The organism is Pseudogracilibacillus sp. SO30301A, from assembly GCF_037072025.1.
Lineage (GTDB): Bacteria > Bacillota > Bacilli > Bacillales > Amphibacillaceae > Pseudogracilibacillus.
This window is the reverse complement of the sequence record NZ_JAXHDD010000087.1, coordinates 1-10812: the sequence shown is the minus strand read 5'-3', so window position 1 is coordinate 10812 and position 10812 is coordinate 1. Positions and strand designations below refer to the sequence as shown.

Sequence of the window (10812 nt, the reverse complement as noted above, 5' to 3'; positions counted from 1 at the left end):
ATAATAAATCCCCCTCCCCAAACGGCTAATTAAAAAAATATTCAATTGGAAATTATTATTCCAGCTGATGTACTCGTTTTAACATTTTCAACCAGCTTGGAAAATGAATAAATGTTTCACTTAATTTCAGTTTCCATTTCCTTGCATGTGTAACGAGTTTTGCAGGAATTTCTAAAAAAGTTCATCTGACACGCTTCGTTAATTCCTTATTTGTTTTCTTCAACCCTTCCACATCTTCCGCAGTTTCAAACCGCTGTAAGTCGTTATAATAGGCTATGTAATCAGGTAACTTATCCCGCTTGAAATACCGCTTTAGCAGGATTTCCTCTTCGATATCTTCAAAGTGATTCTTTCTATCCCTAATATACGACCTAAAATAAGAGCCGTGAGAACGTCAGACAATGCAAAAGTTCCACCTTGTTTACTAACAGAAAGATGGTCTTCCAAATGGTCGGTCAGACGAATTTTCTGTACATAATCAAGAAGAGGTAGAATCCCTCCTTAAGCTGTTACATGTTCCAAAGTTGGTTCAACAGAAATCCCCCCAATACTAGTATTGAATAATTTACCATAAGGTGCTCCTTTCTTTTGGTTTGTTTGGACTGTTCAAATCCTATCCTAACAAAGTTTGGAGCACTTTTTTTATGAAATATTAATTATGTAGTTCGAAATCTAGGATTATTGTGGTAGCAGAAAAAATACGTATATAGTTTGCTTTTTAAAAAATAGTCAGTTATACTGATTATCATAATGTGTGATTAAGTTGGATAGGAGGCTATAATTGAGTAGAATTTTTAAATCATATGGATTTATTACTGGAAAAGTTGAGCAACTCTTTGAAATGGATTTTTCTAAGGAATTAGCACCTTATAATATTAACGTAAAACAGTATGGCGTTCTTATAAAAATTGATGAAAAGCCTAATTCTTCCCAGAAAGATATAGCAAAAGAATTGAAAATTGACCGAACAACAATGGTTAGTATTGTTGACCATTTAGAGGCATTAGAATATTTAACCAGAACCAAAAATCCTCAAGATAGAAGGTCATACTGCTTAACCATCACAGCAAAAGGAAAGCAGATTCTGGAAGATTGTTGGGGTGCACTGGAACAATCTGAAAGGAAAATAATATCCTCTTTAAGCGACCAAGAAGCCCGTTTATTAAAAGATCTATTAATTAAAATTTTTAAAAATCAGGAGGAATCATGAATGAATCAGATTGATTTTTTTAGAAACCGTGTTGAGTCCACTTTTAGCCCGATGGATTATATGCAAGCCATTAAACAAAACAGTGACAAGTATGTATTATTGGATGTTAGGAATGGTCCACCTCATCTGAAAAAAGAAAAGATCCAAGGTGCTGTAGAAATACCTCTAGCTGAGTTAAAAAGTCGTCTCTCAGATATTCCTAAAGAAAAAATAACCGTTTTATATTGCTGGGATGTTTGGTGTAATACAGCTGCAAAAGCTGCCATTATCCTTTTGGAGAAAGGTTATAAAGTGAAAGAATTAAGTGGTGGTATAGCTGCATGGAAGACCATGAATTTCCCTACTACGCCTTTAACTTCTTCAACGCCTACCGAGGAATGTGGATGTTAAGTAAAAATATGGATAGATTGTATAACACCGTCCCATTTAAGGACGGTGTTATACGTATTCAGAAAAGTTATTTAATAATAAATCTTTTGTAAATAAATACACACTTTCAATAAAAAGGATGATGTAAAATTATAAATTCATTAAGTCTTAAAATAATCACCACTATAATATTAATCATCACTCTTGGATTACTCTTTTAATCTAATATCACACAATATTAGCATGATAAATATTTATAATAATATTAATATTATTTTTCATTATTGAACCAAAAACATGTATGCTTCCTCTTTTTATCCAAGTTTAACATTACTTACAACTAATCAACAACAATCGAATTTTGGTACTTAATATATAGTAAATGTATTTCACGATTTCCAAAATGAGTGTCTTTTACTAAATATCTTTGCTTCATGGCTTTCTAATATGACGGCTGGTAAAATATAGAATATTAACTTTGTTGTTCCATAAGAAAAATCATTGCTATGAGTTGATTGAAATAGAATCTCTTTAGGGAATCAAAGGTAGAACCTGGTCAAAATTATACTGCGCTTGACCATCTTATTTGCGATCAACTTGTATATCCGTGTAGCTGTACTTAGTTTAATTATTACCGTCGTCATTTTCCTAGACAAAAAGAAGTAACCGCCCTTCTGCCAATGGTTAGCGGATTACTTCTTTTAAGTAATTGAAACTTATTGGTCAACCGCTCTTTATGCGCTCTGTAATTCCGGTCTTAAGTAGTTCCCTGCTACTTAAGTACCTATTTCTAATTATAGTATAAAATGAAAAATTATACTGTCAATTAAACTTCATCAGAGTATGAAGAGTAAGTTTATGTGTTTTTGTCTTTGGACTAGGAAAAACGCTTATCCATACTAGTTAATTTTTCCTGTGTGTTTTCATTTGATTTATGTCAAAACGAACTGAATTTAGTGTTAATTTACATAGGTTTTCCTAACTGCCGGGAATAACTTTTTTTATTATTTAGTGATGACAAAAATGTGATTGAAGGGTCATCCCCTTTTACATAATTGAATAAGCACCATCGATTGGAAGAATTGTTCCTGTTACAAATGATGCAGCAGGAGATGAGAAGAAAGCAACGACTTTTCCGATTTCTTCAGGTTTTCCTAATCTGCCCATTGGTGTACGTTTGATAATATCATCGATCATACCATCAGGAAGAGATCCCATTAGAGGTGTGTCGATCCATCCTGGTGCAACCGCATTGACCCGAATACCGTCATCTGCATATTGAATGGCCAATGATTTTGTAATTTGGTCGACTGCACCTTTACTTGCACTGTAAGCTGGCGCCATATCAGAACCGAATATCGCATACATAGATGAAACGTTAACTATATTTCCAATGTCAGATTTTTTAAGGAGAGGATGTGCTAATGTACTTAAATGGAAGACAGAGTTCGCATTTAAATCCATTAATTTTTTGTATGTACTAAGGTCATATTGATTTTCAAAATTCGCTCCTGCTCCATTAAACAGAATATCAACTTGGTCTAGTTTAGAAAAAAACTTTTTTACAGCTCCTTCATCTGTTACATCTAATTCGACTGCTTCTATGGTTAAGCCTGCTGGAACTTCGAGCGCATCAGCTTTCAATCCAACAGCATAAACTTTCGCACCTAGTTTAGCCAAATAAAAAGCTGTACCTGCGCCTAAGCCTGAGGTGCCTCCTGTTACAACAGCAACTCGATCTTTAAATAAGTCTTCACGATATGTTATATTTGCCATGAAAATTCCTCCCACATTTCTATAATTTAAGGATTGTTGATTACAACCGCTATATTTATTTTCTCTAGAATGTTTAAACCTATACCATCGATTGAAAAATGCAATACATAAGAAATAAAAAAGGGCTTCTCACAGTCATTTTTATACTAACTTATAAGCAGCCCTGAACTATTCTTATTTTCTTCTTTACATGTTACCGCTTATTACACGTATCTTTAAAATAATTTATATACTTGCCCGAGGGTCGGAATTTTAAGCCCGGGAGTATCCCTACCATGTCTAATAAAGAAAACTACTGATCTTCAGAATCGATTGCCAATCAAAAACGAAGGAGAAAGAGCATTTTGACTACACAGATAAGGATTACTAGTCGTGCACCTTTCTTAAAATAAAATTCAGCGCAAAATGAATAAACGCTTGCCCCTTTAGGTTCAGTACACCTTTAGGGGATAAACGTTTTTTAAAGTCCCAAAAAAAATATAAACTTGTTACCCCTTCTTACCGTTTCCGTTATTTCGTTCTATCAATAAGATCGACATAATAAATCATGCAACGATATGTTTTATACTCTGTCCCAAAAACGTTGCTTTGCAATGGCAGAAACAAATTCCTCCCCGAAGTTTGGATTATTTGCGGCAAAAACAACACCAGCTAAATTATTTTCTGAGGAAACTTGAATAAATGATTGACCAGTTGTAGCAACACCAATTGGTTTATAATGTTCGTATGCTACTCTTATATATTTAGTCATATCAGAGCTAAATTTACCTTCGTTTTTGGATCTGCCACCTACAACATAAAGGGAGTCAAGCAAATATGGACTAGATGTAAGAAATGTTTTATCTACTTTTAGTTTTGTACCATCAGAACCTGTGACAGTACCAAGCTTTTCACTTACGATAACAATAAAAACGCCGTTCTTTTCTAATGTTTTAAGTGTACTAGTTACTTCATTACCGTTAAACCCATTTCCGATCAGTACACCTACTTTTTGCGTATATGCATATTTAGGAGTGCTTGCCTGGCTAAGCGAAGGATAACTGGTTGAAACCGGCACATTGGTACCTTTTGGGCGATTAACACCAATATTATCGGCCACAGCATTTGCCATTTCTTTATCAACCTTGACAAGTACATCAACAACTTGCTGACGGACAGATCTGCTTTTCACACTACCAACTTGATAGCTTAATCCCTCGATAGTATGCTGCTTTTCTACAGGAGTCAAACTATTCCAAAATATTCTTGGTTGTGAAAAATAGTCTTTGAATGAATCACTTCTCGCTCTAATTTTGTATCCTTCTACTTTCCCAGGATAATCTTTGTAGCCTCCTTCTTCTGGAGGTACTGTGTATGGTGTGTTATTTGCCAATGAATTTTCATGATAATTTACTTTGTCAACATCGATTCGTTGTCTCATAACACCTCTTCGCTGATTATTATGGAACGGACAAATTGGTTGATTAATAGGTAATTCCACGTAATTCGCACTTCCAAGCCGGTATTGCTGTGCATCTCTATACGTCAATAACCTCCCCTGCAGAACAGGGTCATTGGAAAAATCAATTCCTGGAACAACATTTGCAGGGTTAAATGCGGCTTGTTCGGACTCTGTATGATAATTATCAATGTTTCTATTTAGTGTCAACTTACCAATCATTTGCACAGGAACAACCTCTTCTGGCCAAAACTTTGAAGCATCTAGTACATCGAAATCATATTTAAATTCATCCTCCATCGAAATTAACTGAACGCCTAGTTCATATTCCGGATAAGCACCATTATCAATGGCTTCCCTAAGATCCCTTCTATGAAAATCAGGATCGAGTCCGCCGATTTTCAGCGCTTCATCCTGAAGCAGGGAATGGACACCAAGAACTGGTTTCCAAACATATCTCACAAAAGTAGCTACATCCTGATCGTTTACAAATAGATACGTATTAATAGACCATGATTCCATCATACGATAGCTTCGTAAAATACCACGATCAGACATAATCCACAACACCATGTGAAGTGATTCAACGTTATTAGCTACATAATCCCAAAAACGATCATGTGCACCGGAAGCTGTAGGGATATCATCTGCTTGCTTCGCTTGGTACGCATGCATTACATCCGGAAACTTCATTGCGTCTTGATTAACTAACACAGGCATGGCTATCGTTGTTAGATCGACATTTCCTTCTTCTGTATAAAGCTTAACCCCCTTACAACGTAAATCCCTTGCTGTATCATAAGACCCTCTAGACCCTTGTACTGTAGAAAATCGAACCGTTATCGGTGTCTTTTTACCCGCTTCCTGTAAGAATCCCGCTTTTGTTACATGTTTCATAGACCGATAACATTCAAATTCACCATAAGCGCTGTATCCTCTTGCATGAACCACCCTTTCCGGTATTTCTTCATGTACAAAATGTGACATTTTCTCTAGGAATTCATAATCTTGACGTAATGCGGGGCCGCGTATACCCGCTTTTAATTGGTCTTGATCTTGTGATCTTTTTTTTCCTTCCTGTGTGGTCATTGGCTGTCCTCTGTCACTTACACGATACCGATTCAGTTGTTCTTGTTTAACATTATTACTACCATCACCAGGCGTTCGGTTTCTTGATGACTTTTGATCCATGTAATCACCTATCCTAATTCTAGATATTTTAATTCCATTTATATACCTATGTAATATTTTTAGAACTAGAACCTTTTTAAGACTTACGCACAATCTTTTTACCAGTTCATTTCAAAATAATATAAAGTTTCCAGCATAAAACACTAGTTTATCGTGACAAATTATAAAGAAGATAAAATTTATGTTAAAATAGGAATAAATTATCGTGCATTTCGAACCTGTGGATAACTAATGTTATCCACAGGTTCTTCTGTAATTAAATAACAAATAATTACAAAAATAGGTTATGAATTTTTAGTTTCATCTAAAATAGATTATAAATTCCCCCTCCCCATAAACGGGCTAATTAAAAAAATATTCAATTGGAAATTATTATTCCAGCTGATGTACACGTTTTAACATTTGCTTGGAAAATGAATAAATGTTTCACTTAATTTCAGTTTTCATTTCCTTGCATGTGTAACGAGTTTTGCAGGAATTGCTAAAAAAGTTCACCTGAACCTTGCTATTGTGTGTATACTAATTGTGAGGAATTGTGAGGAATCGCAATTCTCCTTGCAAAATAAAATGTAAATATTGTAAGCGATCATTTTTAGCCATAAGTCAGCAAAATTTACGTAAAAATCATCTCCTGACATCTGGTCGGACCCAAACCCATTTTTAGATTCCTTAATGTCATTCTCCATGCTTGCTCGGTGGTTATAAAACCTCTAAATCACATCTCCAGAATCTTTTAACTGATAACGGAACAGGATATAATGGCAATGCTCCGTATACGTTTTTGTTCATCTTTAGGGGTACCTGTCCAATTTGGTTTCCAAAGAATAGCATCTAAATGATAGACTTCAATATTTAGTTTTGTTTAATTGTCTGGCAATAGTAAATTTCCCAGCTCTCCGCCAGATCCGATAATAGCTATTTTTTTCACGGAAAAAGCCCCCTTATTATAGGACAGAGGGTCTGTTCCTAATTGTCCCGTTAATTAAAATTGAATACTTAAGCCGTTGAAGTGATGGATTCCTGTTCCAAAACGTACTAATTCATTCTTCCGTAAATAATCCACTGCATGTTTAACCTCATCTAAAATTTCCGGTGTAAGTCCAAGGGTATTATGTGACCCATAAATCATGGAAATATGAGGTATTCTCGTTAGCTTCTCTAAAGAATTGACTAAGTCTACAGGTTTTGTCGTCGGATAAAAAGCATAGATTGGTGTTTCATCATAAAGTAAATCTCCTGTGAATAAATAACCTGCAGCTTCATCAAATACAGCAATATGTCCTGGGGAATGCCCTGGTGTATGATAGATAGTTAACTTTCTATTTCCGAGTTCAATAGTATCTCCATCTATTAATGTTCCCGTTGGCTGACCTTGAAAGGGTTTATATGTATTCGGATCAAAACTTTCCGGTACAGGAATACTAATATCTCTCGCAGTATTTTGTCTTATTTGTTCTAACGACAACCCGACAATTCCATTGATAAGCCAATCTCTTTCAGCTTCATGAACAAATAGTCTTTCATATTCTCCATGACTGCCAATATGATCCGAATGGACATGGGTAGTAATCACATCGATTGGCAAATTGGTCAGCTGATCTGTAATCCGCTTCATATTATCAATGCCTAATCCCGTGTCAATTAATGCTGCTTTTTCATCTCCTAAAAGCAAAAAAGAATGGACTTTTTCCCAATGTCCAAGTTCACTAATTGCATACGTTTTTTTGTCGATTTCCCGAACTGTAAACCAAGGATCGTTTAACATAAGTATGCCTCTTTCTAGGTTAAATCATCTATAATAGCTTAGGAAGTTCTAGTCAAAAAAATTCATATGTGTTTTTTCCTGTTTATAATAGTTCATTCTATCTTCTAAGGATCCTGTATGAAAGTGAACCTCTCCACTAAATCGAAGATTTGGTGGAGCTTCCCTTCACTTAAATACAGCTATACGTCACGCAATTTTAGTATCATTGATACTAAGCGCCTGATGTAAGTTAATTAGGTTATCGCCAGTGGGATTCTTGAATGACTAAGCGTTCTTTAGTCCATTTCTGTTTTAAACAGCCTTCAAGATTGGGGTACCCCATTACCCGTACATATCCAGTGCATATAGCAGATATGGCTACACTACTGTTACCATAGTGTACAGCTTTTCGTTCTATGTTTTAGCGTCTTTTGCTTGACGACACATATTGTTTTACCGATAGCATGATTAGACTACCGAATCTTATACAATATCCAGTTTTCAATGAACGAGAATGTTTTAGAGACTTTTGCTTGTCTTTAAGTTAAGTGTAGCGAATTTTCAGGCAATTTTGATGGCAAAAGCTATCACTATCATCTCATGTCTAAAGACGAGCTAGCTCTGCATGGGCTTTCTCGTTCGGATTATTTGTAATCCCCTGCATTTCACGCTCTATAACGCTTATAGCAGAACTTGTCGAGAGGCACCTGTTTGTTTAATAGTCTAATTGGCGTAAATACAGAAGAAGATCTTCATCCTGTTTTTTAACAGTATATTTACGAATTTTACTGTCTATCCTTTTTTGTTGGTTACTGTCTTTACTAATCCAATTTATCAAATGAAATATCGGAGTAGCTAACATGTTTGCTATACCTCGAAAACCTAATTCAAATCCCATTTCTTCTTTCTCAGTCATAGGTAATTGCGTATTTTCCAAGAAATCACTTTTAAAATGTTTGGAAATCAATATAAATGACTCCTTTTTTTCTAATGCAGAAAGCAATTCTTCGGCATTATTAGCAACAAAACAATTATACTGTTTATCCGTTTCCATTTTTAACATCCTTTCATTAATCATGTTAGTTTTTAATTCAAATTTTAACATAAAATTCTCGGAAATGACCCCATCATAAGTGGTTCTGCCACTCCACCAAATGGGGCTTCAACTTTCCCATTAGACCTTATGAAATCAGCCCACTGAAAAGCGTTAGACATAAATCACTCTGGCCTAAGAAATGTCCATTTTAAATCTGATTGACGTAGTAACTTTTCTGTGTGCAAATGCATGCGGATAAGGCGTTTTCATGTAACTGCATTGGATGATAGAAATACAATTTGACGAACTCCAGATTGTTTAGCTATTTACAGAAAGTCATCACTTCAAGGAACATGAATTATATATACCTTTTGAATTCCATCAAGTGCTATCTTTATCGTCTAGGTTCTTCAATTTTCTTAATCTTAGTGACAAGGACAACCCTACTATGGACATCTAGTATTGGAAACGACTCACTAAACCTTATTCCATTAAGAGCCAGATTGTTGATTTGTCACAATCCGCCTTGTCAATGTGATTGTATCAAACTTTTTATACATTATCGGACTTTATTCAAATGATCAAACTTTATTTTAAAGCCACAGAAGGATATGAAAGGGGAAATCATCGCCTAACTTTTCAGTTGGGAAGGGAGATGAAATGCATGATAGAGCCAAGTCGTACCGAGTGGCAAATACGTTGTGCATTTAATGCTTTTTGTAAACGTGTGTTAGAAGAATCGAAGCCATTGATATTTATTAATGAGCGGCGGCAACTACAGTCCACAGAGATGACTTTTTCCGACTTAACACCCCAAGAAGAAATCAGCTCTACTCCTTAGATAGACATGATGAAGAAGAAACACAAAACTTTCAAGTGGATGGAAAAAGAATTACTCCAAAGTCGCTAACTCAAGCCATCCACACGTTGTCAAAAGAGAAGCGTATCGCTGTCCTTCTATCTTATTTCTTTCATATGTCAGATATGGAAATCAGTAAACTGCTCAACGTTCCAAAAAGCACGGTGCAGTATAGGCAGATAAGCGCTTTAGAACGGTTAAAACGATTTTTGGAGGAACATGCAGGCGAATGGGATGATATTAATACTAAAACCGAAAACAACGAGCGTGGCTATTGAGTATCCAATCATTTTAACAGCAAACAAAGGGTGAAGCCGAAGCAATGAAAGTAGTTGTACTACATTATGGAAGCGTCCATCCGTAAGCTCCGTGATGAGCAGGGAAACACTTATTGGGGCATAGAAAAAGAAACACTTGATCGCTTGCGGTTGAGGTATAATAAGCCAGTAGTGAGAATCGAACTCACATCGTCGCCTTACCATGGCGATGTTTTACCATTAAACTATACCGGCAAATAGGTAAAGTAGTCACTGTTTCGTCACTGGAAACAAAAAGTCAAACAAAAATAACTGGTGAAAACGTTGATATGATTGGGTTTCCATGGATAAATATTCAGATGATACTTACTTTACTACCATGGAAGTGCTCTACCTGATGAGCTATGGAAGCATAAAATGGCTCCACAGGTAGGATTCGAACCTACGACCGATCGGTTAACAGCCGATTGCTCTACCACTGAGCTACTGTGGAATATGTTTAATATAAAGGTTTATTATATTCAATTTAATACTTATAGGGTTCGTCGTGCATTCGCAATCCCCCGCAAGCCTATCCAAGTTAATAGGATTACAATTTGGATAGGCTTGCTCTACCCTAAGATACTATGGAATAAACTTTAATTATCTTATCTAATAATAATATAGCTTATTATTTTTAAAATCTCAACCAAAAGTGGTCTGTAAAAAAATAAACATCCACGAGTGTAGAACTCGTAGACATTTATTGATGGAGCCTAGCGGGATCGAACCGCTGACCTCCTGCGTGCAAGGCAGGCGCTCTCCCAGCTGAGCTAAGGCCCCAAAAGTATGTAAATTCATAGATGGTGGGCCTGAGTGGACTCGAACCACCGACCTCACGCTTATCAGGCGTGCGCTCTAACCAGCTGAGCTACAGGCCCATCTAAAATAAA

8 protein-coding genes, 4 tRNA genes and 2 pseudogenes are annotated in these 10812 nt (G+C 35.8%); 4 read left to right on the top strand and 10 right to left on the bottom strand.

Features of this window, described 5'->3' with window-relative positions:
• Nucleotides 1-781: 781 nt before the first annotated feature.
• Both SPD89_RS21720 and SPD89_RS21715 read left to right on the top strand, forming a co-directional pair.
• Nucleotides 782-1210: a MarR family winged helix-turn-helix transcriptional regulator gene (locus tag SPD89_RS21720; RefSeq protein WP_336264026.1), complete on the top strand. Its 429-nt coding sequence runs from the start codon at nucleotides 782-784 to the stop codon at nucleotides 1208-1210.
• Nucleotides 1211-1600 (top strand): rhodanese-like domain-containing protein, encoded by a 390-nt coding sequence (locus SPD89_RS21715; protein WP_336264025.1) that lies wholly within the window; start codon nucleotides 1211-1213, stop codon nucleotides 1598-1600.
• A gap of 1026 nt (nucleotides 1601-2626) precedes the next feature.
• On the opposite strand, the gene SPD89_RS21710 is transcribed toward SPD89_RS21715, so the two are convergent.
• The 6 genes and pseudogenes from SPD89_RS21710 to SPD89_RS21695 all read right to left on the bottom strand — a co-directional run bounded on the left by SPD89_RS21710 (nucleotide 2627) and on the right by SPD89_RS21695 (nucleotide 8782).
• The gene (locus SPD89_RS21710; protein ID WP_336264024.1) at nucleotides 2627-3355 is read right to left on the bottom strand and encodes an SDR family NAD(P)-dependent oxidoreductase; all 729 of its coding nucleotides are present in this window, start codon (nucleotides 3353-3355) and stop codon (nucleotides 2627-2629) included.
• A 562-nt stretch (nucleotides 3356-3917) separates the two neighbouring features.
• Nucleotides 3918-5984 (bottom strand): catalase, encoded by a 2067-nt coding sequence (locus SPD89_RS21705; RefSeq protein ID WP_336264023.1) that lies wholly within the window; start codon nucleotides 5982-5984, stop codon nucleotides 3918-3920.
• 491 nt (nucleotides 5985-6475) lie between these two features.
• Nucleotides 6476-6679: pseudogene (locus SPD89_RS23310) on the bottom strand (transposase); the annotation flags it as partial.
• 71 nt (nucleotides 6680-6750) lie between these two features.
• Nucleotides 6751-6912: pseudogene (locus tag SPD89_RS23305) on the bottom strand (AAA family ATPase); the annotation flags it as partial.
• Between the two features lie 54 nt (nucleotides 6913-6966).
• On the bottom strand, nucleotides 6967-7749 hold the full coding sequence (locus SPD89_RS21700) for an MBL fold metallo-hydrolase (RefSeq protein WP_336264022.1): 783 nt from the start codon (nucleotides 7747-7749) through the stop codon (nucleotides 6967-6969).
• A gap of 694 nt (nucleotides 7750-8443) precedes the next feature.
• Nucleotides 8444-8782 carry a hypothetical protein gene (locus tag SPD89_RS21695; RefSeq protein WP_336264021.1) on the bottom strand — a complete coding sequence of 113 codons (339 nt, stop codon included), beginning with the start codon at nucleotides 8780-8782 and terminating at the stop codon, nucleotides 8444-8446.
• A gap of 646 nt (nucleotides 8783-9428) precedes the next feature.
• On the opposite strand from SPD89_RS21695, the gene SPD89_RS21690 reads away from it, so the two are divergent.
• Both SPD89_RS21690 and SPD89_RS21685 read left to right on the top strand, forming a co-directional pair.
• The gene (locus SPD89_RS21690) at nucleotides 9429-9605 is read left to right on the top strand and encodes a hypothetical protein (RefSeq protein ID WP_336264020.1); all 177 of its coding nucleotides are present in this window, start codon (nucleotides 9429-9431) and stop codon (nucleotides 9603-9605) included.
• A gap of 35 nt (nucleotides 9606-9640) precedes the next feature.
• On the top strand, nucleotides 9641-9901 hold the full coding sequence (locus tag SPD89_RS21685; RefSeq protein WP_336264018.1) for an RNA polymerase sigma factor: 261 nt from the start codon (nucleotides 9641-9643) through the stop codon (nucleotides 9899-9901).
• Between the two features lie 163 nt (nucleotides 9902-10064).
• On the opposite strand, the gene SPD89_RS21680 is transcribed toward SPD89_RS21685, so the two are convergent.
• From SPD89_RS21680 to SPD89_RS21665, 4 genes are all read right to left on the bottom strand, one after another.
• Nucleotides 10065-10135, bottom strand: a tRNA-Thr gene (locus SPD89_RS21680).
• A 163-nt stretch (nucleotides 10136-10298) separates the two neighbouring features.
• A tRNA-Asn gene (locus SPD89_RS21675) sits at nucleotides 10299-10373 on the bottom strand.
• Nucleotides 10374-10629: 256 nt separating this feature from the next.
• A tRNA-Ala gene (locus tag SPD89_RS21670) sits at nucleotides 10630-10702 on the bottom strand.
• 21 nt (nucleotides 10703-10723) lie between these two features.
• A tRNA-Ile gene (locus SPD89_RS21665) sits at nucleotides 10724-10800 on the bottom strand.
• Nucleotides 10801-10812 lie beyond the last annotated feature (12 nt).

Bases quoted from the DNA above. Each gene is read 5' to 3' on its own strand.
- SPD89_RS21715 (WP_336264025.1), top strand. From the start codon at position 1,211: ATGAATCAGATTGATTTTTTTAGAAACCGTGTTGAGTCCACTTTTAGC.
- SPD89_RS21710 (WP_336264024.1), bottom strand. From the start codon at position 3,355: ATGGCAAATATAACATATCGTGAAGACTTATTTAAAGATCGAGTTGCT.
- SPD89_RS21705 (WP_336264023.1), bottom strand. From the start codon at position 5,984: ATGGATCAAAAGTCATCAAGAAACCGAACGCCTGGTGATGGTAGTAAT.
- SPD89_RS21700 (WP_336264022.1), bottom strand. From the start codon at position 7,749: ATGTTAAACGATCCTTGGTTTACAGTTCGGGAAATCGACAAAAAAACG.
- SPD89_RS21695 (WP_336264021.1), bottom strand. From the start codon at position 8,782: ATGGAAACGGATAAACAGTATAATTGTTTTGTTGCTAATAATGCCGAA.
- SPD89_RS21690 (WP_336264020.1), top strand. From the start codon at position 9,429: ATGATAGAGCCAAGTCGTACCGAGTGGCAAATACGTTGTGCATTTAAT.